We start from the raw sequence: 23,066 nt of genomic DNA on the forward strand, positions 1-23,066 counted from the left end.
AGCCTTCCCCAGGGGGAGGGGAGGATGGGCGCGTCGGCGGGTTCGTCCATCACGGCATCCTCAGTCGAGCTGCGCCAGCGCATGGCGGAAGGGAGCGGGGAGGTCTTTCGCGAGCGCGAGTGCTTCGCCCGGTGCGAAGATGCCGATGTCGCGCAGCCAGGCTTCGAACTCGGGTGCAGGGCGCAGGCCGAGGAGCTGGCGGACGTACATGGCGTCGTGGAAGGACGTGGTCTGGTAGTTGAGCATGACGTCGTCCGAGCCGGGCACGCCCATCACGTAATTGACACCGGCGGCCGCGAGGAGCGTCAGGAGCGCGTCCATGTCGTCCTGGTCGGCATCGGCATGGTTCGTGTAGCAGACGTCGCAGCCCATCGGCACGCCCAGCAGCTTGCCGCAGAAATGGTCTTCGAGGCCGGCGCGGGTGATCTGCTTGCCGTCGTACAGGTATTCCGGGCCGATGAAGCCGACGACGGTGTTCACCAGCAGCGGCTCGAACCTGCGTGCGACGGCGTAGGCCCGCGCCTCGCAGGTCTGCTGGTCGACGCCATGATGGGCGTTGGCCGACAGGGCACTGCCCTGGCCGGTTTCGAAGTACATCACCTTGTCGCCGACGGTGCCGCGCCGCTGCGACAGCGCGGCGTCGCGTCCTTCGGCGAGCAGGGCGAGGTTGACGCCGAAGCCCGCGTTCGCTGACTCGGTGCCCGCGATGGACTGGAATACGAGGTCGACCGGCGCGCCGCGGCGGATCGCCTCGATGGTGGTGGTGATGTGGGTGAGGACGCAGGCCTGGGTGGGGATGCGGTACTTGGCGATGATGGCATCGAGCATGTGGAGCAGCGTCGTCACCGTCTGCACGTTGTCGCTGGCAGGATTCACGCCGATGACGGCGTCGCCGCAGCCGTACATCAGTCCGTCGACGATGCTGGCGGCCACGCCGGCGGGGTCGTCCGTCGGGTGGTTGGGCTGCAGGCGGGTGGCCATGCGGCCGGCGAGGCCGATGGTGTTGCGGAAGGCGGTCACGACGCGGCATTTCTTCGCGACGAGGATCAGGTCCTGCACGCGCATGACTTTGCTGACGGCGGCTGCCATCTCGGGCGTGAGTCCCGGTGCAAGTGCTGCGAGTGTGGCCTCGTCGGCCGCTTCGGAGAGCAGCCAGTTGCGGAAGTCCCCGACAGTGAGGTGGCTGACGGGCGCGAAGGCGGTCTTGTCGTGCCCGTCGATGATGAGGCGGGTGACTTCGTCCGCCTCGTAGGGGATCGGCACTTCGCTGAGGAAGGTTGTCAGCGGCAGTTCGGCGAGCGCCATCTGCGCGGCGATGCGCTCCTCGTCGCTGCCTGCCGCGATGCCGGCGAGCTGGTCGCCCGAGCGCGCCGGCGTGGCCTTGGCAAGCAGGCTCTTCAGGTCGGCGAACCGGTGGCTCGTTCCATCCACGGTGTGCGCATAAGGCATGGTGTCCGGTTCCGGGGGCTGGGGCGGGATAGTCGTCGTGCGCGCCTCCGGGGCCGGCATCGGTGGCCTTGGCGCGGGCACGGCATGTATGGATTGTAGTCAATGCCCGGTCCCGGTCCGGGCCGCGCACGGGCCAGCGGCTCGGAAAGCGCTCCCCGATCGAGCCGAGGCGCCCGTACGGTCGAGCGAGGGGCGGTCGCCGAGCGTTGGGCGCATAATTATTATTTGTTCCCGACGAAGGAGACGCGCATGGAGCACGTGCTGGGCGTGATTTTGCTCTTCGGCATCATCGCCTGGGCCTGTGTCCGGGCGATGCGCGGACCGCGCTCGAAGCCGTAGCCGTGTGATCGTGCCAGCTGGTGGGCGCTGGTCGCAGCAGGTCACCGAAACCAGCCGCGCGCTGGATCTCGAGCCAGGGGTCTTTGCGCTCGAGGATCCGCGGGAAATCGCGTTGTCGTTGCAGCGGTCCGCCGAGGCGAGCGTGAGGCGGAAGACCGACCCCTTCCGCTCGGCGATGTCGATGCTGAACTTCTACATCAACCGCGCGGGCAGGAATCTCTCGCCGGAGCGCCGCGCCTGCCTGGAGGCGGCGAAGCACGAGCTGCGTCGCCTGTACCGCCGGACGAACTCGCACGAGGACGGCTGAACCGGCGCCTCAGCGCGTTTCCGCGCTGCCGGCGCGGGCATCGACGTCCTCGGCGACGTAACGGCGCATCTGCGGGGCTTCGGGCCCGACATGGAAGGCGAGGCGGCGCTCGCGCAGGCCGAGATCGGCGGCGGTGAAGCGTTCGAGGCGCCGCTGGTGCTCGACCCAGTTCTCGTCGAGGAAATACTCGATGTAGCGCTCGGGGCGCGTCGTGTCGCGGAACAGGCCCCAGGACTGCGCACCCTGGCGCAGCCGGGCGCGGCGGGTTTCCTGCATCACGGCACTGAATTCGGCCGCCCGCGCAGGGTCGATCAGGTACTCGACGGTCACCATCACGGGCCCCTCACCGGGCTGGATCTCGATTGCCGGCGGGGGGACGCGCGTGACCGGCTTGGCGGGCGTGAGGTCCTCGTCGTGGGCGCCGATCGTGACGTGGCGGCGTGTCAGCAGCAGAACGGCCGGGCCGACGACCGAGGCGACGAGGATGCTGACCGTGACCGACGTCAGGTTCGCGACGTAGCCCCACAGGGCGGCACCGGCCGCGCTGCCGCCCATCAGCGCCATCTGGTAGATCGACATGCCGCGTGCGCGCACCCAGTTCGGCAGCCCCATCTGCGCCGCCACGGTGAGCGAATTCGCCGTGGCTATCCACGCCATGCCGGCGACGAACATCGCCGGGACCGCGACCCACAGGGTCGGCACGAGCACGACGATGACCGCGCAGGCGGCATGCGCGAGCGTGCCCCAGCGCACGAAGGCTTCGCGCTCCAGCCGCTGCCGCAGGCGCGCGAGATTCAGCGCCGCGAAGATCGCGCCGCAGCCCATTGCCGCGAGCAGCGTGGTGTAGGTGCCGGCGCCGCCGCCATGAACGTCGCGGGCGACGAGCGGCAGCAGCGCGGTGAGCGACGTGGATTGCAGGAAGAACAGGAAGATGCGGGCAAGCACCGCGCGCATCGGTGGCGACTGCACGACGTGCTGCAGGCCGAGGCGCATCGCGGCGAGGAAACGCTCGCCGGGCAGCGAGCTGGTTTTCGGTTCGGGGCGCCAACGCAGGATCAGCACGAACGCGAAGATCGCGAGGACCGCGTTGAGCAGGAAGACCCACGGGCTGCCGGCGCTGGCGAGCAGGGCGCCGGCGACGATCGGCCCGATCACGCGCGACATGTTCATCGCCACGCCGTTGAGCGCGAGCGCGGCGGGCAGGTCGTGGCGCGGCACCACATCCGGGATGATTGCGGCGAACACCGGCCAGCGCAGGGCGAGGCCGATGCCGTTGGCGAAGGTGAGCGCGAGCAGCAGTTCGGCGGTCAGCAGGCCGGAGAAGGCGAGCCCGCTCAGCAGCACGGCGACCGTTGCGACCCAGAGCTGCGTCGCGGCGAAGTATTTGCGCCGGTCGACGATGTCCGCGAGCGCGCCGCTCGGCAGGCCGAGCACGAACACAGGAAGGGTCGAGGCTGTCTGCACCATGGCGACCATGAAGGCGCTGCTGGTCAGCGAGGTCATGAGCCAGGCCGAGGCGACGTCGTTCATCCACATCGTGATGTTCGCGGCGAGCCAGGCGAGCCACAGCATGCGGAACATGGGTTGGCGCAGCGGCGCGAGGGCGGATGGACTGACGTCGGCTTCGTTGGGCAAGGCGATCTCTCCGGTGGCGTGTGGCCGCGGCGCCCGGGTGTGGGTCTTGTCGTGTTGTCCCGGCCGCGATGAGTATAGCGAGCCCCGCGGTCGCGCCGATCGCATATGCGGGTGGGTCCGCGTCAAGCGCACATGATAATCTCGCAGGTTTGCGGCCATCGCCCGAGAAATCCCGATAAGGAGTATCCATGTTGAAGCTGAAGAACGTCGCAGTCTCTCTCGCGCTGTGCGGCGCATTCGCCGCTCATGCCGAACCGGTCAAGGTCGGCGTCGCGCTCGATATTTCGGGCCCCTTCGCGACGATCGGAGCGGAGACGCGCGACGGTCTGAACCTCGCGGTGGAGCGCCTGGGGAGCAAGCTGGGTGGGCAAGCGGCGGAATTCATCCTGCAGGACTTCGCGGGCAATCCGGAGCAGGCGACCCAGCTCGTCAACCGCTTCCTGCAGCGCGACAAGATCGACTTCTTCACCGGCCCGGTGGCCTCGAACTCGGCGCTGGCGGTGGGGCCGGCCCTGTTTGCGGCGAAGGTGCCCTTCCTGTCGAGCAATCCGGGGCCCAGCCTGTTCGCCGGCAAGCAGTGCAGCCCGTACTTCTTCGGCGTGTCGTACCAGAACGACACCTATGACGAGGCTGCCGGCAAGGTCGCCAACGAGAAGGGCTTCAAGAACATGGTCCTGATCGCGCCGAACTATCCGGCGGGCAAGGACCATATCGGCGGCTTCAAGCGTCTGTACAAGGGCACGGTGAAGGAGGAGATCTACACCAAGGTCGGCCAGATCGACTACGCGGCCGAGATCGCCCAGATCCGCGCGGCGAAGCCCGACGCGGTGTTCGTGTTCCTGCCCGCCGCGATGGGGATCAACTTCCTGAAGCAGTACGTGGGCAGCGGGCTGAAGGACATTCCGCTGATCTCGCCGGGATTCACCGCCGACCAGGACGTCATCGACGCGGTCGGCGAACCGACGCTGGGCATGCTCAACACCGCGCACTGGGCGCACGACCTCAAGGTGCCGGCCAACGTCGAGTTCGTCGAGGCCTTCCGCAAGAAGTACAACGGCCGCTACCCGACCGTGTACGCGGCCCAGGCCTACGACGTGGTGATGGCGATGGACGCCGCGGTGCGCGAGGTCGGCGGCAAGGTGGACAATCGCGAGGCGGTCGTCGCGGCGCTGAAGAAGGCGAACTTCAAGTCGGTGCGGGGTGAGTTCAAGTACGGCGCGAACAACTTCCCGGTGCAGAACTACTACCTGCGCGTGGTCGACAAGGATGCGAGCGGCAAGCTGACCAACAAGCTCGTCGGCACGGTGATGGAGAAGCATCAGGACGCGTACGTGGGGGATTGCAGGCAGTAAGGGGCTGGTCCCGTCGCCCGGTCTCGCCCGGGTTGCAACGAAGATGTGATCGGTGCGGGCGGGTGTCCCTCCCCCTTCAAGGGGGAGGACAGGTGGGGGATGGGTGGACTCCGCAGCGTCTGCAAGAAACCCATCCCCATCCTGACCTTCCCCTTGAAGCGGAAGGAACCTGCTAATCGGCTTCTCCGATGCACACGCGGGAACTCCTCCAGGCCTGAATCCGCACGCGCACAATAGGCTCCTTCAGAAGCGCACCATTACACCAAGATCTTTGCACCGTCCCCTTGAAGGGGGAGGAACACAGGCATCGGTCGAATATCCCCGCAGTCCCCATGGATCCAATCTTCATCTTCGAGCAGCTCCTCAACGGCGTCGGCTACGGCCTGATGCTGTTCCTGCTCGCTGCCGGCCTCACGCTCGTGTTCGGCATCATGGACACGATGAACCTCGCGCACGGCTCGCTGTACATGGCCGGTGCCTACATCGCGGCGCGCGTGCATGAGGCGGGTGGCAGCTTCGTCGGCGCGGTGCTGGTCGCGGTCGCGGCGACGGTGCTGGTCGCCTTCCTGCTCGAACTGCTGATCGTCCGCAAGCTCTATGCGCGCGACCACCTTGCGCAGGTGATCGCGACCTTCGGCGTGATCCTGATCGCCGACGACGCGGTGAAGGCCGTCTGGGGACCATCGCCGCTGATGGCGACAACCCCGGCCGCGCTCGCCGGACCGGTGCAGCTGCTGCCCGAGCTGCCGTATCCGGCCTACCGGCTGGTGCTGCTGGCGGTGGGCTTGCTGGTCGCGGTGGGGCTGTACGTGCTCGTCAATCACACCCGTGTGGGCATGCTGGTGCGCGCGGGCGCATCGAATCGCCCGATGGCGGAATTCATGGGTGTGCGCGTCGGGCGCGTGTTCTCCTTCGTGTTCGCGCTCGGTGCGGCGCTTGCGGCGCTTGCAGGTGCCTTGATGGGGCCGATCTCGGCAGTGCAGATCGGCATGGGCGAGGCGATCCTGATCCCGGCGCTGGTGGTGATCGTCATCGGCGGCATCGGCTCGGTGCGTGGGGCTTTCGTCGCGGCGCTGCTGGTGGGGCTGGTCGATACCGCGGGGCGCGCCTTCCTGCCGCCGCTGCTGCGCTCGGTGCTGCCGCCTGCGCTCGCCGCCGACCTCGGCCCGGCCTTCGCGGGGATTGCGATGTACGTGCTGATGGCGGCGGTGCTGATACTGAAGCCGGCCGGGCTATTTCCGGCGCGGGCGTGAGGGGGCGCGATGAGTGATGGCGTGATGTCTCGCACGCTGCCGGCGTCGGCGGCGGCACGCTGGCTGCCGTGGGCGCTGCTCGGGTTGCTGGCCCTCCTGCCGGTCGTCGGCGCGGAAATGGGCCTCGATTACTACGTCGGTTTCGTGCGCCGCATGCTGATCGTGATGATCGCGGCGACCGGCCTCAACTTCATCCTCGGCTACGGCGGCATGGCGGCGCTGGGGCATGCGGGTTTCATCGGCGTCGGCGCCTATACGGTCGTCGCGCTGGTCGATGCGGGCGCGAGTTCGGCGTGGGCGGCGTGGGGCGCCGCGGTGCTGGTGTCGGGGGCGTTCGCGGCGCTGATCGGGGCGGTGACCCTGCGCACGCGCGGGGTGTATTTCCTGATGATCACGCTCGCCTTCGCGCAGATGCTGTACTACCTCGCGGTGTCGCTGTCGGCATACGGCGGCGACGATGGCTACGGGCTGTATTCGCCGCTGGAGCTGGGCTTCGGCCGCACGACGGGCGACGCGGCGGTGTTCTTCTGGGTCGTGCTCGCGCTGGCCGCGCTGGTGTTCGCGTTCGCGAGCCGCGCCGCGGTGTCGCGCTTCGGCCACGCGCTGATGGGCATCCGCGACAACGAGACGCGCATGGAGGCGATGGGCTATCCGGTCTATCGCCTCAAGCTCGTCGCCTTCACCGGCGCGGGCGCGCTCGCGGGGCTCGCCGGGGCGCTGCTCGCGAGCCACAACAACTTCGTCAGCCCCGCGACGATGCACTGGACCGAGTCCGCGACGCTGCTCGTGATGGTGGTGCTCGGCGGCCTGGGGCGGCGCTGGGGTGCGGTGCTGGGCGTCGCGGTGTGGCTGGCGCTGTCGGAGGTGCTGAAGCTGTACACGGAATACTGGCACTGGCCGCTGGGCCTGATGCTGATCGCGGTGGTGTTCGTCGCGCCGCGCGGGCTCGCGGGGCTGTTCGAGCGGAGGAAGGCATGACCCTCTTCGTTGCGCAGGACCTCGTGAAACGCTTCGGCGGGCTGCTCGCGACCGACCACGTGAGCCTCGCCGTCGAGCACGGCGAAGTGCATGCGCTGATCGGGCCGAATGGGGCGGGGAAGTCGACGCTGGTGAATCTCATCTCCGGACTGCTGCCGGCCGACGGCGGGCGCATCGTGCTCGACGGCATCGATCTGACCGCGATGAGCGCTCACGAGCGCGTGCGGCATGGCCTGTCGCGCTGCTTCCAGATCACCAGCGTATTCCGCGGCGATTCCGTGCTCGATAACCTCCTGCTGGCCGTGCAGGCGCACGCAGGGTCGAGCTTCCGCTGCTTCGGGCGGCGCTCGGGGGAAGCGGCGCTAGGCGAACGGGCGCTGGAACTTGCGCACAAGGTCGGGCTGGAAGGCATGCTCGATCGAGAGGCCGGCACCTTGCCGCACGGCGTGCAGCGCAAGCTCGACGTTGCGCTGGCGCTCGCGGCGCGGCCGAAGCTGCTGCTGCTCGACGAACCGATGGCGGGCATGGGGCCGGAGGATTCGCAGCAGATGGTCGAACTGATCGCGCGCCTGCGGTCGGATGCGGCGATCCTGCTGATCGAGCATGACATGGACGCGGTGTTCCAGCTCGCCGACCGCATCTCGGTGCTGGACTACGGCAAGGTGCTCGCGTCCGGTGACACGACCTACATCCGCGAGCATCCGGAGGTGCAGGCGGTGTATCTGGGCACGGAGGAGGCGCGATGAGCGTGCCCGCCCGGCCGCCCGAAGGGCACGCTCTTCCTCCCGCGGGGAGGATGTCGCGTAGCGACAGGAGGGTAGTCCAGTGAACCGCGACGTGCTACTGAGCTGCCTCGGCCTGGAGGCCGGCTACGGCGCGAGCCAGGTGCTGTTCGGGCTCAACTTCGACATCCGCGCAGGCGAGGTCGTGACCCTGCTCGGGCGCAACGGCATGGGCAAGAGCACGACGATCCGCGCCGTGATCGGCGGGCTGCGCGCGCGCCGGGGCGAGATCCGCTTCGATGGTCGGGCGATCCAGGGCCTGTCCGCGGACGCGATCGCGCGCCTGGGCGTTGCGATCGTGCCCGAAGGTCGGCAGTGCTTTCCGAACCTGAGCGTGCGCGAGCACCTCGTCGCCTTCGCCGACAACCGCAGCGGCGCGCGAGAGCCGTGGACGCTGGAGCGTCTGTACGCACTGTTCCCGCGTCTGAAGGAGCGCGCCGGACACCTCGGCAACCAGCTTTCCGGCGGCGAGCAGCAGATGCTGGCGATCGCGCGGGCCTTGTCGACCAACCCGCGCCTCCTGATCCTCGACGAGGCGACCGAAGGCCTCGCGCCGGTGATCCGCGAGGAGATCTGGCGCTGCCTCGACCGCCTGAAGGCGGAAGGGCAGACGACCCTGGTCGTGGACAAGTACGTCGAGCGGCTGGTGAAGCTCGCGGATCGTCACATCATCCTCGAGCGCGGGCGGGTGGCGTGGGCGGGGACGTCGGCGGAGCTGGATGCCGACCGGGGCGTGTGGCACCGGTATCTGGGAGTCTGATCGGCGCCCAACGAGAAGGCCGCGTTTGGTAAGCGCGCCGCCAGTCGAAGGGCCAGAAGCCGCCCGAACGCCGCGTGGCGGGATACGCTGCGCTGCTCCCGCCCTACGAGGGGCGCCGCATTTCGATACGCCCGTCGCAGGCACGGAAAGTAGGGCGGGAGGAGCCGCAGGCGGATCCCGCCGTGCGGCACCCGGGCAACCTCCACCCCTGGATTTGCGGGATGCGCTTCGCTCCTCCCGCCCTACGGTCCGGGGCTATCCGGCCAAGGCCGCCGCGTGATGCCGCAGGTGGTCCTCGATGAAGCTCGCGATGAAGTAATAGCTGTGGTCGTAGCCCGGCTGCGTGCGCAGCGTCAGGGGGTGGCCGGCGGCGCGGGCGGCGGCTTCGAGCGCTTCGGGCTTGAGCTGGGTCGCGAGGAAGTCGTCGCGGTCGCCCTGGTCGACGAGCAGGGGCAGGCGCTCCTTGGCGTCGGCGATCAGCACGCTCGCGTCCCATTCGCGCCAGCGCGTGCGCTCCTCGCCGAGATAGCGCGAGAAGGCCTTTTCGCCCCAGGGGCAGTTCATCGGGTTCGTGATCGGCGCGAAGGCGGACACCGAGCGGTAGCGGCCGGGATTGCGCAGCGCGCACACGAGCGCGCCGTGCCCGCCCATCGAGTGGCCGCTGATGCCGCGCGCGTCGGACACCGGGAAGCTGGCTTCGACGAGCGCCGGCAGCTCTTCGACGACGTAGTCGTGCATGCGGTAGTGGCGCGACCACGGGGCTTCCGTCGCGTTGAGGTAGAAACCTGCGCCGAGGCCGAAGTCCCACGCGCCGTCGGGGTCGCCCGGCACGTCGGCGCCGCGCGGGCTGGTGTCGGGCGCGACGATGACGAGGCCGAGCTCCGCGGCGACGCGCTGGGCGCCGGCCTTCTGCATGAAGTTCTCGTCGGTGCAGGTCAGACCCGACAGCCAATACAGCACCGGCAGCCTGCCGCCCTGTTCGGCCTGTGGCGGCAGGTACACGGCGAAGGTCATGTCGCAACCGAGCGTGCGCGAGCGGTGGCGGTAACGCTTGAGCCAGCCGCCGAAGCTTTTTTGGCAGGAGAGGTTTTCGAGGGTCATGGACGTGCCCTGCGCCGCGTCAGAAATGGATCACCGTGCGGATGCTCTTGCCCTCGTGCATCAGGTCGAAGGCTTCGTTGATCCGGTCGAGCGACATGGTGTGCGTGATGAAGGTGTCGAGCGGGATTTCGCCCTTCTGCGCCTTCTGCACGTAGCTCGGCAGTTCCGTGCGGCCGCGCACGCCGCCGAAGGCGCTGCCGCGCCACACGCGGCCGGTGACGAGCTGGAAGGGGCGGGTGCTGATCTCCTGGCCCGCGCCGGCCACGCCGATGATCGTCGATTCGCCCCAGCCCTTGTGGCAGCACTCGAGCGCTGCGCGCATCAGCTTGACGTTGCCGACGCACTCGAAGGAGTAGTCCACGCCGCCGTCGGTCATCGCGACGATCACGTCCTGGATGGGCTTGTCGTGCTCGGTCGGATTGACGAAGTCGGTCGCGCCGAGCTGCTTCGCAATCTCGAATTTGTCCGGGTTGATGTCGACGCCGATGATGCGCGAGGCCTTGGCCATCTTCGCGCCGATTATCGCAGCGAGGCCGATGCCGCCCAGGCCGAAGATCGCGACGGTCGCGCCTTCCTCGACCTTCGCGGTGTTGAGCACCGCGCCGATGCCTGTCGTGACGCCGCAGCCGAGCAGGCACACCTTCTCCAGCGGGGCGTCCTTGGGGATCTTCGCCAGCGAGATCTCGGGCACGACCGTGTATTCGGAGAAGGTCGAGGTGCCCATGTAGTGGTAGATCGGCTGGCCCTGGTAGGAGAAGCGCGTCGTGCCGTCGGGCATCAGGCCCTTGCCCTGGGTGGCGCGCACGGCCTGGCACAGGTTGGTCTTGCCCGACTTGCAGAACTTGCACTCGCGGCATTCGGCCGTGTACAGCGGGATCACGTGGTCGCCGACTTCGAGCGAAGTCACGCCTTCACCGACCGCCTCGACGATGCCGCCGCCTTCATGCCCGAGGATCGCCGGGAAGATGCCTTCCGGGTCGTCGCCGGAGAGGGTGAAGGCGTCGGTGTGGCACACGCCGCTTGCGACGATGCGTACCAGCACCTCGCCCTTCTTCGGCGGTTCGACATCCACTTCGACGATCTGCAGGGGCTGCTTGGGGCCGAAGGCGACGGCAGCGCGCGACTTGATGGTCATGGCGAGGACTCTCTCTGTCAGGGTCAGGGGAATGCGGGGAGTCTAATTGATGCTTCAGGTCTGATAATCGAATGCTAGGCAATATACTGTTGCTTGTGAGCAATAATCCGGCAACACGATGCCGTTCGGGCTGAGTCCTTCGGCTGCGCTCAGGAGGCCTGTCGAAGCCCGGCTGAGCCCGGCCCTTCGACAAGCTCAGGGCGAACGGCATCGGCTGTTTCGGCGTCTCGTTGTGCCGCGCCACTGCCGGGCTTACTAAACAGGAGAGTATCGAGGGTGAACCGTTGGGAAGGGCTGGACGAATTCCTCGCCGTGGCGGAGCACGCCAGCTTCTACCGTGCGGCGGAGCAGCTGCGCGTGTCGCCGTCGCACGTGAGCCGGCAGGTCGCGCGCCTCGAGGACCGGCTGCAGGCGCGGCTCTTCTACCGCACGACGCGGCGCGTGTCGCTCACCGAGGCGGGGCAGGTCTTCCTCGCGCGCTGCCAGCGCCTCGTCGAGGAGCGCGACGAGGCCTTCCTCGCGATCAGCGACCTGCAGAGCGCGCCGGCGGGTCTGCTGCGCATGAGCGCGGCGGTGGCCTATGGCGAGCGCTTCATCGTGCCGCTGGTGAATGAGTTCATGGCGCAGCATCCGCAGCTGAAGGTCGAGATCGAGCTGACGAATCGCAACGTCGACCTCGTGCATGAGGGCTTCGACCTCGCGATCCGGCTCGGGCGCCTGAGCGATTCCAGCCTCGTCGCGACGCGCATCGCGCCGCGCACGATGTACCTGTGCGCGGCGCCGTCCTACCTCGAACGCTATGGCCGGCCGCATACGCTGTCGGAGCTCGGGCGCCACAACTGCCTGCTCGGCACGAGCGACACGTGGATGTTCCAGCTCGACGGGCGCGAGTATCCGTTCAGGCCCAGCGGAAACTGGCGCTGCAACAGCGGTTACGCGGTGCTGGATGCGGCCTTGCGCGGTTTCGGTCTGTGCCAGCTGCCCGACTACTACGTCCTGGGGCCGTTCCAGCGCGGCGAACTGGTGCCGCTGCTGGACGCGAACCGGCCGCCGAATACCGCCGTGTGGGCGGTGTCGCCGCAGCGCCGCCATCCGCTGCCGAAGGTGCGGCTGCTGGTCGAGGCGCTGAAGGGTGGGCTGGCGAAGTGCCCGGAGTATGCGGGTGTGCTCGCCTGATCAGAGTGTCGCATCCGGCTCGCCGCAGCGCTCGAGGATGTCCCGGCGGGCGGCATCGCGCAGCGCCAGCGCGGCGTTCCAGTTCTTGCCCTGCGGCAGGAGGGGGCGGCCGATAATCACCTTGACGGGGCCGCGGCGGGGGCGCCAGGTCTCGTCGGGCAGCACCGCGCGCGTGCCGCGGATCGTGACCGGCACCACCGGCAGATCGGCCTCGCACGCGGCGAGGAAGGCGCCGAGGCGGAACTCCTGCAGGCCGGGTCTGCGTACGAACGTGCCTTCGGGGAAGTAGAACAGCGCCGAACCCAGCCGTGCGCGTTCGGCGAGCCGCCTGGCGGCGTCCGCGCTGTCCTGCACGGCGAAGCGTTCGATGAATTCGGTGCCCAGTCCCTGCAGGAAGCGGCGGGCGATGGCGTTGTCGAGCAGTTCGCGCTTGGCGACGAAGACGAAGGGGCGGGGCAGCGCGGCGGCGGCGATCAGGCCGTCGAGGTAGCTCGAGTGGTTCGCGACGACGATGCAGGGCGCGGATGCGGGCAGGTTTTCCCGTCCGCGGACGTCGATGCGGATGCCGATCAGGGTCGCGAGCAGCCGGGCGGCGTGGCGTCCGATCTGCCAGCCGAGCGCAGGGCGGTTCAGCGTCGCGACCGCAATCCATGTCGGCACCGCGAGCAGCACGAGTGCGGTCCATGCCCAGACCGCCCACAGCGTGGCGAGGGCACGGCGCAGCCCCTGCACGGCCTTACGCGTCGCGGCGGTCACGGCGAGGTGCAGCACCTGTACCCGGACGCTGTGCTGGCGGCCGAGCACGCCGCTCTGGTACAGCTCGCGCGTCGCGGCACGCCGGATCTTGCCGCTGGAGGTCTTCAGCACGCTGTGCGGCGGCGCGAGCACGACCTCGTCGAGCGGGACGCCCAGCAGGTCCACGGCGAGATTGCCGACATCGTGTTCGAGCCGGCGGCGCTCGGCATCGTCGGTCGTCCGTGTCTCGACGACTGCGACGAGGCGCTCACTTGCCGTCGCGGGATTGGCGACCCCGAACACGGCGACGCAGCCGCGGCGCACGCCGGCCAGTTCGCCGATCGCGTCTTCCAGCTCGTAGGGGTAGAGGTTGCGTCCGCCACGGATGATCATGTCCTTGACACGACCGGTCACGAAGAGCTCGCCCTCGGCAAGGTAGCCGAGGTCGCCGGTGTCGAGCCACTTGCCGTGAATCAGCTTGCGTGTCTCTTCCGGATTGTTCAGGTAGCCGGCGGTCGCGGACGGGCCGCGGAATTCGATGCGGCCGACGCGGCGGTCGGGGAGTTCGTCGCCGTTCGGGCCGACGATGCGCAGCTCGTGGTCGGGCAGCGGGCGACCGCAGCCGACGAAACGGATCGCGCTCGCGTCCTCGGCGGCGGCGTGGCGCGCCTCGGTACGGAAGAAGGCTTCGCGCACGACGCGGTCGATGCGCGGACCGCGTCCGGGCGGCGGCACGGCGAGGCCGACCGCGTTCTCCGCAAGGCCGTAGGCGGGGGTCATGGTTTCGCGATGCAGGCCCCAGGGGGCGAGGCGTGCGGCGAAGTGTTCCAGCGTGTCCGGATTCACCGGCTCGGCGCCGTTCGCGGCGATGCGCCAGCGCGAGAGGTCCAGCCCGGCCAGTTCCTGTTCCTCGACGTGCTTGAGGACCAGTTCGTAGGCGAAGTTCGGCGCAGCCGAGAGCGTGCCGCGGTAGCGGTGCAGGGCGCGCAGCCAGCGCACGGGCCGCGACAGGAAGTCCAGCGGCGACATCAGCACGAGGGGGCAGCCGTTGTACAGGCTGCCGAGCCACGCGGCGATCAGGCCCATGTCGTGATAGAGGGGCAGCCAGCTCACCGTGACGTCCGCCGCGGTGATGGCGACGCTGCGGCTCCACGCGCGGATGTTGGCGAGCAGGTTCGCGTGCGTGAGCATCACGCCCTTGGGGTTGCCGGTGCTGCCGGACGTGTATTGCAGCAGCGCGAGCTCGTCCGGGCTCGGTGTGGCGATCTTGGGCGCGGCTGTGCTTGCGGCGAGCTCGCGCGCGGTGACACTGTGACGCAGGCTTCCCGACGGCGTGGAGATCAGGCGGGCGACCGGCTGCACCTGTTCGTCGGTGATCAGCACCGGGGCGTGGCAGCTTTCGAGTATGCCGGACTGGCGGCGCAGGTGGTCCTCGAGCTGCGAGGGGCGCGTGGGCGGGTACATCGGCACCGGTACGCCGCCCGCGAGCAGCGCGCCGAAGAAACTGGTGAAGAATTCGAGCGAGGTCGGCAGCATGATCGCCACAGCGTCGCCCGCCGCGAGCCCGCGCTGCCGCAATCCGGCGGCGATGCGCTGCGCGCCTTGCAGCAGCTCGCGGTGCGTGAGGGTGCCGACCTCGGCGTCGTCGTGCAGCAGGCGGATGTGCACGTGTTCCGGCGAACGTTCGGCGTGCCACAGCAGGACGTCGACGAGCGTGGCTGCGCCGGCCGGCGCCTCGATGTGTTCGGTGTCCGCCGTGTCGGCGAGCTCGGGCGCGGACGAGCTCGCCTCCGGTCGCGCGGCGCGCAGCGCGGCGAAGAGCTGGCGCGGGGTTTCCGCCGCGGCGAGCGTGCCTTCGGGCAGGCGCGTGTGCGCGGCGCGCTCGATGCGCGCGAGCAGCTCGACCCGCGCAAGGCTGTCGAGCCCGAGGTCGCGTTCGAGGTGGCTGTCGAGTCCGGCTTCCGGTGGATTGCCGGGGCGCAGCTCGCCGACGAGCGTGCGCACGATGCCGAGCACCTCGGCCGCGTCGATTGCCGGACGGCTTGAATTCATGATGAGGTTCCGACCGCGAGGCCCGCCGCGGCGCGTACGGGTCGGGTCATTCCCCCTTTTTAGCTCCTGGTGGCGATGCCTGCCGTGACCGCGTCGCTCGCGGGCAGGGCCCGCACGGTACGGCAGTCGGTCGCGCGGATCTGCTGCAGCATGTAGTCGGCGGTCAGTGCGGGCAGCATCGCGCGCAGGTAGCGCGCCAGGTTGAGCATCTGGCGGTTGTCGAGTTCGGTGTCGCAGGTGGCGCGGCCGAAATCCTCGTCGGGCGGGATCTGCGTGAAGCCGAGCCGCGCATTGGGGGCGATCTCGCGCCGGGTGCCGGCGGCAAAGACGAGCAGGCACAGGGTGTGGCAGGTGCTGCCGGAGGCGATGCGGGTGTCGTAGCCGCGGTTGCGCAGCATCGAGCCGACGGTGATCGCCGCGCCCACGCTGCCGTCGGAGAGATCGAGGACCACGGTCTTGCCCCGGCACGAACGCTTCGCGAGCGCGTCGCTGGCCAGCCGCAGCGAGGATACGGCGTCCGGCGTGAGCGCGCCGCGCAGCGTGAGTTCGCAGTCGGCGCCGCGTTGCGCGCTCGCGACCTCGCCGCCCTTGTAGGCGAAACGTTCCGCCTTGGCGTCGGCCTGGGGCGCTACCGTCGGGGCGACGCCGCAGGCCGCAACGAGCAGGGCGGTCGCGGTGGAGGCGAGGAGCTGCCAGAGGAAGCGGGTGCGCATCGGGTCATTCTCCTGATGAGGTATGGCAAGCCGTTTGGCGGCCGCGGGCGGCATCTGCCACCGATATTGGCGCAGTGCGAACGTGCTGCCCTGCAGCTTACTAAAATATCATGGCAGGAGGCGCCCGCCTGGCGCGTGGCGCAGGGCAATCGCGAGAGCTGATGGGTTTGGTTTTTGTGGGAGCGGCTTCAGCCGCGAATCGGCGGTATCGCACGCATCGCGGCCGATTCGCGGCTGAAGCCGCTCCCACGGGAACATCGCTCCGTGCTGGGCCCGCGAACGATCGGGAGGGCGGCGGAATGGCGTGGCAGACCTTCGAACACGAGGCGGACGTCGGCGTGCGTGGGACGGGCGCGACGCTCGCCGAAGCCTTCGCCGGCGCAGCGACGGCGATGACGGCGGTGATCTGCGATCCGGCCGCCGTCGCGTCGCGCGAACCGGTCGGGATCGCCTGCGCGGCGCCCGATCCCGAACTCTTGCTGGTCGACTGGCTCAATGCGCTGGTGTTCGAGATGGCTACGCGCCGCATGTTGTTCTCGCGCTTCGCGCTGACAGTCGAAGCGGATGCGGGCGGCTGCCGCCTCGCGGCGACGGCCTGGGGCGAGGCGATCGAGGTGGGGCGCCACCAGCCGGCGGCGGAGGTGAAGGGCGCATCGTTCTGCGAGCTCCGGGTCGAACGCGGGGCCGACGGCATATGGTGTGCGCAATGTGTGGTTGACGTCTGAGCCATGCCGGCCGGTTTTGGCTATGCTGAAAATGACAGGCGCTCGCAGCGCGGTTCCGGTCGCTGCAAGGGCAGGAGACAGACGATGGAACTCCGCAAATTCCGGCAACGCGGCCCGTTCGAATGGGAGATGCCCTCGACGGGGCGCATGCGCGTACCCGGCGTGATCTTCGCGTCGCGCGAGCTGATGGAGGCGATGGACGAGAAGGTCGCCGAACAGGTCGCGAACGTCGCCAGCCTGCCGGGCATCGTCACAGCCTCCTACGCGATGCCCGACGCGCACTGGGGCTACGGCTTCCCGATCGGCGGTGTCGCGGCCTTCGATGCGGACGAGGGCGGCGTGGTGTCGGCGGGGGGCGTCGGCTTCGACATCTCCTGCGGCGTGCGCACGCTGCACACCGGGCTCAAGCAGGCCGACGTCGAGGCGCACAAGAAGCGCCTCGCCGACGTGCTGTACGCGCGCATCCCTGCAGGGGTCGGCAGCACCGGCGCGCTGCGCCTGTCCGGCACGGAGACCGACGCGATGCTCAAGGGCGGCGCGCGCTGGGCGGTGAAGGAGGGATACGGCAGCGAGGCCGACCTCGCGCACATCGAGGAGTCCGGTTGTGTGGCCGGTGCCGATCCCCGTGCGGTATCGGACATGGCGAAGAAGCGCCAGCGCGACGAGATGGGCACGCTCGGGTCCGGCAACCACTACCTGGAGGTGCAGCTTGTCGGCGAGGTGTTCGATGCCGCGGCTGCGCAGGCCTACGGGCTGGCGAAGGGCGATGTCGTCGTGAGCATACACTGCGGTTCGCGCGGTCTCGGCCACCAGATCGGCACCGACTACCTGCGCGAGATGGTGATTGCGGCGCCGGCCGCGGGCATCGCTTTGCCGGACCGTGAACTTGCCTGCGCGCCCCTGAAATCGGCCCTCGGCCAGCGCTACCTCGGCGCAATGCGCGCGGGGATCAACTGCGCGCTGGCGAACCGCCAGATCCTCACACAGCTCGCGCGCGAGGCCTTCGCCGAAGTCTTCCCGCATGTGCGCCTGCCGCTCTTGTACGACGTGTCGCACAACACCTGCAAGGAGGAAACCCACCGCGTCGGTGACGAGCGCCGGCACCTGTTCGTGCATCGCAAGGGCGCAACGCGCGCCTTCGGCCCCGGTCATGCGGAGTTGCCGCGCGAATACCGCGAGGCCGGCCAACCGGTGCTGATCGGCGGCAGCATGGGCACAGCGTCGTGGATTCTCGCGGGTGCCGCGGGCACCGAGGAGCGCGCCTTCGGCTCCGCCTGCCACGGCGCGGGCCGCGCGATGAGCCGTAACGAGGCGCTGCGCCGCTGGCACGGCCGCAATGTCGTCGATGAGCTTGCCGCGCGCGGCATCCTGATCCGCAGCCCGAGCTTTCGCGGCGTTGCCGAGGAGGCGCCGCTCGCCTACAAGGACGTCGGCGCGGTCGTCGATGCGGCCGATCGCGCGGGGCTCGCGGTGAAGGTCGCACGGCTCTTGCCGCTCGTATGCATCAAGGGCTGAAAAATACATCCGCATTGAACGGAGGAGGGAGTGATGGAACGGACGTCGATCATCAGCAAGGCGCCATCAGAACTTCGGACGCGGCCGAACCTCGTCGACTACGAGGCGACGCGGCGTGCCTTCACGTGGGACCTCGCGCGCGAGGCGCTCGCGGGCCTGCCGGGCGGGGCGCTCAACATCGCCTACGAAACGGTGGTGCGCCACGCGGGCGGACCGTTGCGCGACCACCTGGCGTTCCGCTTCCTCGGTCAGGACGGAGCCGTGCACGACCTGAGCTACGGCGACCTCGCGGTGCTCACGGCGCGCTTCGCCAACGTGCTGCGCGGGCTCGATGTCGTGCGCGGCGAGCGCGTGTTCGTACTCACCGGCCGCATTCCCGAACTCTACGCCGCGGTGCTCGGCGGCCTGCGCGCAGGCTGCGCGGTGTCGCCGCTGTTCTCGGCCTTCGGCCCCGAGCCGATCGCGACGCGCCTGAACATCGGCCAGGGCGCGGTGCTCGTGACGACCGAGTCGCTGTATGAACGCAAGGTCGCGAAGATCCGCGGCGAGCTGACGACGCTGCGCCACGTGCTGCTCGTGTCCGACGACGGAACCCCCACCGACGTGCCCGGCACGCACGACCTCGGCCGCCTGATGGGCGCGGCCTCGGACGACTTCCCGACCGTGCCGACGCGGCCCGACGAGCTTGCGCTGCTGCACTTCACGAGCGGCACGACGGGCACGCCGAAGGGCGCGATGCACGTGCATGGCGCGGTCGCGACGCACTGGGCGACCGGGCTCTATGCGCTCGACCTGCATCCCGACGACGTGTTCTGGTGCACGGCCGATCCGGGCTGGGTCACCGGCACCTCCTACGGCATCATCGCGCCGCTGCTGCATGGGGTGACCTCGATCGTCGATGAGGGCGATTTCGACGCGGAGCGCTGGTACCGCATCCTGCACGAGCAGAAAGTCAGCGTCTGGTACACCGCGCCGACCGCGATCCGCATGCTGATGAAGGCGGGGCCGGAGCTCGCGCAGCGCTTCGAATTCCCCAAGCTGCGCTTCGTCGCGAGCGTCGGCGAGCCGCTCAATCCCGAGGCCGTGTGGTGGGGCCAGGAGGTGCTGGGGCTGCCGATCCACGACAACTGGTGGCAGACGGAGACGGGCGGGATCATGATCGCCAACGTGCCGGCGCTGGACATCAAACCCGGCTCGATGGGCCGTCCGCTGCCGGGAGTGGAGGCTGCGATCGTGCGCGAGGGCAAGGATGGCCTCGTCGAGGTTGTCGAGGAGCCCGACGTCGAGGGCGAACTTGCGCTGCTGCGCGGCTGGCCGGCGATGCTGCGCGGCTACCTGAACAACGAGGAGCGCTACCGCAAGTGTTTCTCGGGCGTGTGGTACCTCACCGGCGACCTCGCGCGGCGCGACGCCGACGGCTACTTCTGGTTCGTCGGGCGCAAGGACGACGTGATCAAGTCCGCCGGCCACCTGATCGGCCCCTTCGAGGTCGAGAGCGCGCTGATGGAGCACCCGGCGGTCGCTGAAGCCGGCGTGATCGGCAAGCCCGACGAGATGGTCGGCGAGATCGTGAAGGCCTTCGTGTCGCTGAAGAAGGGCTACGAGCCGAGCGACGCGCTGCGCATGGAACTCCTCGCACACGCGCGCAGGAAGCTCGGCGCCGCGGTCGCGCCGAAGGAGATCGACTTCGCCACGACCCTGCCGCGCACGCGCAGCGGCAAGATCATGCGCCGGCTGCTGAAGGCGCGCGAGCTGGGTCTGCCGGAAGGGGATACCTCGACGCTGGAGGCCGGCGCATGAACACCACCCGACACAAGGCGCAGGCCGGGACCGCGCCGTCCGCGCGGCCGTTCGCGCATCGACTGCTTGCCGACATGCTGCGCATCCGCCGCATGGAGGAAAAGTGCGCGGAGCTCTACGGCGCGCAGAAGATCCGCGGCTTCCTGCACCTCTACATCGGCGAGGAGGCCTGCGCGACCGGCGCGATGCACGCCCTCGACGCCGACGACAACGTCGTCGCGACCTATCGCGAGCACGGCCATGCGCTGCTGCGCGGTGTGCCGATGGACGCGATCATGGCCGAGATGTTCGGCAAGGCGGCCGGTTGCTCGCGCGGGCGCGGCGGCTCGATGCACCTCTTCGACACCGCGCGGCGCTTCTACGGTGGCAATGCGATCGTCGGCGGCGGCCTGCCACTTGCGGTCGGGCTCGCGCTGGCGGACCGCATGCAGGGCATCCGCCGCGTGACGGCGTGCTTCTTCGGCGAGGGAGCGGTCGCCGAGGGTGCCTTCCACGAAGGCATGAACCTCGCCGCGCTGTGGCGGCTGCCGGTGCTCTTCCTGTGCGAGAACAACCTGTACGCGATGGGCACCGCGCTCGATCGTTCGGAATCGCAGACGGAGCTGTGCGTGAAGGCCGCGAGTTACAAGGTGCCGACGCTGAAGGTCGACGGCATGGACGTGCTGGCGGTGCATGAGGCGACGCGCCGCGCCGCGCAGCAGGTTCGCGAGGAGGGCGGCCCCTTCTTCGTCGAATTCCGCACCTTCCGCTTCCGCGCGCACTCGATGTTCGACCCCGAGCTGTACCGCGACAAGGCCGAGGTCGAGGAATGGAAGAAGCGCGGGCCGATCCACAGCTTCTCCGCGCAGCTGAAGGCGGCGGGCGAGCTGAGCGAGGACGGTTTCCTCGAACTCGACGCCGAAGCCGAGGCGGAGGTCGCCGCCGCTGTCGCGTTCGCCGAGGCCGCAGCGTGGGAGCCGGTCGAGGACCTGCTGCGCGACGTCACGACACCGGGAGTGCAGCGATGAGGATCAGCTACCGCGAGGCGATGCGCCAGGCGCTGCACGACGCGCTCACGAGCGATCCGCGCGTGTTCCTCATGGGCGAGGACGTGGGTCGTTACGGTGGCACCTACGCGGTGTCGAAAGGCTTCTACGACGAGTTCGGCCCTGAGCGTATCCGCGACACGCCGCTCTCGGAACTGGGCTTCGTCGGCGCCGGCATCGGTGCGGCGCTGGGCGGCATGCGGCCGATCGTCGAGGTCATGACGGTGAATTTCAGCCTGCTCGCGCTCGACCAGATCGTGAACAGCGCCGCGCTGCTGCGCCACATGTCGGGCGGGCAGGTGTCGGTGCCGCTCGTGATCCGCATGGCCACCGGCGCCGGGCGCCAGCTCGCGGCCCAGCACTCGCACAGCCTGGAGAACTGGTACGCCCACATCCCCGGCATCCGCGTGCTCGCCCCGGCGACGATCGCCGACGCCCGCGGCATGCTCGCGCCGGCGCTCGCGGACCCCGACCCGGTCGTGATCTTCGAGCACGCCCAGCTCTACAACATGGAAGACGAGCTGCCAGATGACTCAAATGAGGAGCCAAATGAGGACTGGCGGTGCGACATCGAGCGCGCGGCGATCCGCCGTCCCGGCAGTCAGGTGAGCGTCATCACCTATGGAGGCAGCCTGCCCAAGGCGCTGGAGGCCGCCGCCGAACTCGCGCGCGACGGCATCGACGTCGAGGTCGTCGACCTGCGCGTGCTGCGTCCGCTGGATACCGAGACCATCGCCGAATCGGTGAGCCGCACGCACCGCGCGCTGATCGTCGACGAGGGCTGGCGCAGCGGCAGCCTGGCCGGGGAGGTGATGGCGCGCATCGTCGAGCACTGCTTCTACGACCTCGACGCGCCGCCGGTGCGCGTGTGCAGCGAGGAGGTGCCGATCCCCTACGCCAAGCACATGGAAGAGGCCGCGCTGCCGCAGCCGGCGAAGATCGTCGCGGCGGTCAGGGAGATGCTGAATGTTTGACTTCACGCTGCCCTCGCTGGGCGCCGACATGGACGAGGGCAAGCTCATCGAGTGGAAGGTGAAACCCGGTGACATGGTGCGCAAGGGCCAGGTGGTCGCGATCGTCGACACCTCGAAGGCGGCGGTCGACGTGGAGATCTGGCAGGACGGCGTCGTGCATGAATTGCTGATCGAGCCGGGCGAGCGCATTCCGGTTGGCACGGTGCTGGCGACCCTGCTGGAACCCGGCGAGGGGGCGGCGTCGAAGGGGGTACGGGCCGGCGCGAAGGAGGCGAGGCATGCCGCCGTGGCCGGTGCGGCAGTGGGGGAAAGACGGCCTCCCTCCGCGGCGGCCGTTCCCGCAGAAACCGCCCGTCTGCGCATCTCGCCGGCGGCGCGCAAGCGGGCCGAGGCGCTCGGCGTCGCCATCGTGCAGCTCACGGGGAGTGGGCCGGGCGGAGCCGTGACGCTTGCGGATGTAGAAGCGGCGGCGCAGGCCGGCGTGCGGAAGGCCGTCGAGGCCGCGCCGGCCGTGCGTCCCGAGGTCGACAAGAACACCGAGATGCGGCGCGCGATCGCCGCGGCGATGAGCCGCTCGAAGCGCGAGATTCCGCACTATTACCTGTACGAGACGATCCCGATGGCGCGTGCGCAGCGCTGGCTCGCGCAGGCGAACGAAGGCCGGCCGATCACCGAACGGTTGCTGATGGCGGTGTTGCAGTTGAAGGCCGTTGCGGCGGCGCTCGCGCAGTATCCCGAGATGAACGGCTTCTTCCGCGACGGCCGCTTCGAGTCGGTGCAGGCCGCGCACATCGGCGTCGCGATCTCACTGCGCCAGGGCGGGCTGATCGCGCCGGCGCTGCACGATGTCGGCAGCAAGCCGCTCGACCAGCTGATGCACGAGCTCGCCGATCTCGTGAAGCGCACGCGCGCCGGCTCGCTGCGCAGCTCGGAGATGTCGGACCCGACGATCACCGTGACCAACCTCGGCGATCAGGGTGTCGAAGCCGTGATGGGCGTGATCTACCCGCCGCAGGTCGCGCTGGTCGGCTTCGGCCGCATCATGGAGCGGCCGTGGGTGGAGGACGGCACGCTGGTCGCGCTGCCGGCGGTCGTCGCGAGCCTCGCGGCCGACCACCGCGTGTCGGACGGGCATCGCGGCGCGCTGTTTCTCGCCGAACTGCGCGAGCGTCTGCAGCGACCGGAGGAGCTTTGACGGATCCGTAGGGCGGGAGGAGCCGAAGGCGTATCCCGCCGTGCGGCCCGAGGGCCGCTTGGAAC

At 69.3% G+C, this 23,066-nt stretch carries 19 protein-coding genes; 13 read left to right on the forward strand and 6 right to left on the reverse strand.

Annotated elements, in window-relative coordinates:
• Positions 1-60: 60 nt before the first annotated feature.
• Positions 61-1,449, reverse strand: a complete 1,389-nt coding sequence (locus GO615_RS21140; protein ID WP_169131759.1) for an ethanolamine ammonia-lyase subunit EutB — start codon at positions 1,447-1,449, stop codon at positions 61-63.
• 343 nt (positions 1,450-1,792) lie between these two features.
• Between GO615_RS21140 and GO615_RS21145 the strand changes: the two genes are divergently transcribed.
• Positions 1,793-2,095, forward strand: a complete 303-nt coding sequence (locus tag GO615_RS21145) for a DUF3175 domain-containing protein (protein WP_339380095.1) — start codon at positions 1,793-1,795, stop codon at positions 2,093-2,095.
• 9 nt (positions 2,096-2,104) lie between these two features.
• Here the strand turns inward: GO615_RS21145 and GO615_RS21150 are convergent, their stop codons facing one another.
• Positions 2,105-3,730, reverse strand: coding sequence for an MFS transporter (locus tag GO615_RS21150; protein WP_211167270.1), 1,626 nt, complete (start codon positions 3,728-3,730; stop codon positions 2,105-2,107).
• Between the two features lie 188 nt (positions 3,731-3,918).
• Here GO615_RS21150 and GO615_RS21155 point away from each other — a divergent pair, with 188 nt between their 5' ends.
• The 5 genes from GO615_RS21155 to GO615_RS21175 all read left to right on the forward strand — a co-directional run bounded on the left by GO615_RS21155 (position 3,919) and on the right by GO615_RS21175 (position 8,855).
• Positions 3,919-5,082, forward strand: a complete 1,164-nt coding sequence (locus tag GO615_RS21155) for an ABC transporter substrate-binding protein (protein ID WP_169131765.1) — start codon at positions 3,919-3,921, stop codon at positions 5,080-5,082.
• Between the two features lie 332 nt (positions 5,083-5,414).
• The gene (locus tag GO615_RS21160; RefSeq protein ID WP_169131767.1) at positions 5,415-6,335 is read left to right on the forward strand and encodes a branched-chain amino acid ABC transporter permease; all 921 of its coding nucleotides are present in this window, start codon (positions 5,415-5,417) and stop codon (positions 6,333-6,335) included.
• A 24-nt stretch (positions 6,336-6,359) separates the two neighbouring features.
• The gene (locus GO615_RS21165) at positions 6,360-7,313 is read left to right on the forward strand and encodes a branched-chain amino acid ABC transporter permease (protein ID WP_169131769.1); all 954 of its coding nucleotides are present in this window, start codon (positions 6,360-6,362) and stop codon (positions 7,311-7,313) included.
• Entirely contained in the window at positions 7,310-8,059 is a 750-nt protein-coding gene (locus tag GO615_RS21170) for an ABC transporter ATP-binding protein (RefSeq protein WP_169131771.1), read from the forward strand. Before GO615_RS21165 ends, GO615_RS21170 begins: the two co-directional genes overlap by 4 nt.
• Before the next feature lie 79 nt (positions 8,060-8,138).
• Positions 8,139-8,855, forward strand: coding sequence for an ATP-binding cassette domain-containing protein (locus GO615_RS21175; protein ID WP_169131773.1), 717 nt, complete (start codon positions 8,139-8,141; stop codon positions 8,853-8,855).
• Between the two features lie 255 nt (positions 8,856-9,110).
• Here the strand turns inward: GO615_RS21175 and fghA are convergent, their stop codons facing one another.
• Positions 9,111-9,956: an S-formylglutathione hydrolase gene (fghA, locus tag GO615_RS21180; RefSeq protein WP_169131775.1), complete on the reverse strand. Its 846-nt coding sequence runs from the start codon at positions 9,954-9,956 to the stop codon at positions 9,111-9,113.
• Between the two features lie 19 nt (positions 9,957-9,975).
• Complete coding sequence (locus GO615_RS21185; RefSeq protein ID WP_169131777.1) at positions 9,976-11,091, reverse strand: S-(hydroxymethyl)glutathione dehydrogenase/class III alcohol dehydrogenase; 1,116 nt, start codon at positions 11,089-11,091, stop codon at positions 9,976-9,978.
• 276 nt (positions 11,092-11,367) lie between these two features.
• Between GO615_RS21185 and GO615_RS21190 the strand changes: the two genes are divergently transcribed.
• Positions 11,368-12,267 (forward strand): LysR substrate-binding domain-containing protein, encoded by a 900-nt coding sequence (locus tag GO615_RS21190; protein ID WP_169131779.1) that lies wholly within the window; start codon positions 11,368-11,370, stop codon positions 12,265-12,267.
• Here the strand turns inward: GO615_RS21190 and GO615_RS21195 are convergent, their stop codons facing one another.
• Together GO615_RS21195 and GO615_RS21200 are read right to left on the reverse strand one after the other, a co-directional pair.
• On the reverse strand, positions 12,268-15,054 hold the full coding sequence (locus GO615_RS21195; protein ID WP_169131781.1) for an AMP-binding protein: 2,787 nt from the start codon (positions 15,052-15,054) through the stop codon (positions 12,268-12,270). It abuts the gene before it with no gap.
• 59 nt (positions 15,055-15,113) lie between these two features.
• Entirely contained in the window at positions 15,114-15,767 is a 654-nt protein-coding gene (locus GO615_RS21200; protein WP_169131783.1) for a hypothetical protein, read from the reverse strand.
• A gap of 299 nt (positions 15,768-16,066) precedes the next feature.
• On the opposite strand from GO615_RS21200, the gene GO615_RS21205 reads away from it, so the two are divergent.
• From GO615_RS21205 to GO615_RS21230, 6 genes are all read left to right on the forward strand, one after another.
• Positions 16,067-16,492: an archease gene (locus tag GO615_RS21205; protein WP_169131785.1), complete on the forward strand. Its 426-nt coding sequence runs from the start codon at positions 16,067-16,069 to the stop codon at positions 16,490-16,492.
• 84 nt (positions 16,493-16,576) lie between these two features.
• Entirely contained in the window at positions 16,577-18,007 is a 1,431-nt protein-coding gene (locus tag GO615_RS21210; RefSeq protein ID WP_169131787.1) for an RtcB family protein, read from the forward strand.
• 33 nt (positions 18,008-18,040) lie between these two features.
• Complete coding sequence (acsA, locus tag GO615_RS21215; RefSeq protein ID WP_169131789.1) at positions 18,041-19,807, forward strand: acetate--CoA ligase; 1,767 nt, start codon at positions 18,041-18,043, stop codon at positions 19,805-19,807.
• Positions 19,804-20,814 carry a pyruvate dehydrogenase (acetyl-transferring) E1 component subunit alpha gene (gene pdhA, locus GO615_RS21220; RefSeq protein ID WP_169131791.1) on the forward strand — a complete coding sequence of 337 codons (1,011 nt, stop codon included), beginning with the start codon at positions 19,804-19,806 and terminating at the stop codon, positions 20,812-20,814. Before acsA ends, pdhA begins: the two co-directional genes overlap by 4 nt.
• Positions 20,811-21,806, forward strand: a complete 996-nt coding sequence (locus GO615_RS21225; protein WP_169131793.1) for an alpha-ketoacid dehydrogenase subunit beta — start codon at positions 20,811-20,813, stop codon at positions 21,804-21,806. Before pdhA ends, GO615_RS21225 begins: the two co-directional genes overlap by 4 nt.
• On the forward strand, positions 21,799-23,001 hold the full coding sequence (locus tag GO615_RS21230; protein WP_169131795.1) for a dihydrolipoamide acetyltransferase family protein: 1,203 nt from the start codon (positions 21,799-21,801) through the stop codon (positions 22,999-23,001). The genes GO615_RS21225 and GO615_RS21230 overlap by 8 nt, the downstream gene beginning before the upstream one ends.
• Positions 23,002-23,066: the final 65 nt, after the last annotated feature.

Source organism: Aromatoleum evansii (genome assembly GCF_012910805.1).
In the GTDB taxonomy this organism is placed as follows: Bacteria; Pseudomonadota; Gammaproteobacteria; order Burkholderiales; family Rhodocyclaceae; genus Aromatoleum; species Aromatoleum evansii.